The 956-nt window shown below is 48.3% G+C and carries 2 protein-coding genes; both read left to right on the forward strand.

The window, feature by feature from the left end; all coding sequences use genetic code 11:
• Nucleotides 1-4 precede the first annotated feature (4 nt).
• Entirely contained in the window at nt 5-304 is a 300-nt protein-coding gene (locus tag R7Z49_RS23815) for a YeeE/YedE family protein (protein WP_411913028.1), read from the forward strand.
• Nucleotides 305-314: 10 nt separating this feature from the next.
• Nucleotides 315-773 carry a YeeE/YedE family protein gene (locus tag R7Z49_RS23820; protein WP_005460965.1) on the forward strand — a complete coding sequence of 153 codons (459 nt, stop codon included), beginning with the start codon at nt 315-317 and terminating at the stop codon, nt 771-773.
• Nucleotides 774-956: the final 183 nt, after the last annotated feature.

Below are 956 nucleotides of genomic sequence, written 5' to 3' on the forward strand. Positions count from 1 at the left end.
CATTATGTCACCGAAAAAAGGCGATTATTCGTGGCGATTGCTTTTTGCGGTTGGAATGATAGCTGGTGGCTTGATTAGCGTTCTGATGTTGGGCGTTGCGGTTCCTAGTACCGCGAACCTTTCTTTAGGGATGGTGATTGCCGCTGGTTTATTGGTAGGAATCGGGACCAGACTGGGTAACGGATGTACTAGCGGACACGGCATTTGTGGCATGGGCCGTTTGTCTAAGCGCTCTATTGTGGCGACCTGTGTATTTATGGCCGTCGCTGGCCTAACGGTATTCGTTCGACTTCACCTAGTTTAAGAGAGATTCCATGAACAAGACTATTTTTCGTTTTTCTGCTCTTTTGAGCGGTGTGTTATTCGGTATGGGCATGGCGGTGTCCGGCATGATCGACCCAGCTAAAGTCATTGGATTTTTAGATATTTCTGGCAGTTGGGATCCAAGTTTGGCTTTTGTGATGGGCGGCGCACTCGCGGTATTCATGCCAAGCTATTTTTTAATCATCAAGCCGAGAAAACAATCAGTTAGCGGTGAAGCGTTTTGCACACCAACCAATAAGAACATCGACGGACGTTTGCTATCTGGTGCGGCGATCTTTGGTTTAGGTTGGGGTTTGGCAGGTATTTGCCCTGGCCCTGCAGTTGCGAGTCTGGCATTAGGCAACGTGAGCATTGTAGTGTTCTTCCTTGCGATGTTAGTTGGATCTCTGTTCGCGAAAGCGATCATTACTAACCGTAACGCGAAGAAGATGAAAACCGCGAACGCGTAAACAATCAATCTGATATGGAGGGGAAAGGATGCCCGACAAACTAAAGCGAAGTTTTGTTCAGTCTGTGATGAACAGCTTTTTCCCTCCGATCATGATTTTACTCGCGCTTGTGGTCGGTGCTGCGGCCTTGTGGTTGACCCCGAAAGAGGAAGACCCACAAATCGTTGTGCCGATGGCAGATGT

Source organism: Vibrio sp. 1562 (assembly GCF_033340155.1).
Lineage (GTDB): Bacteria > Pseudomonadota > Gammaproteobacteria > Enterobacterales > Vibrionaceae > Vibrio > Vibrio alginolyticus.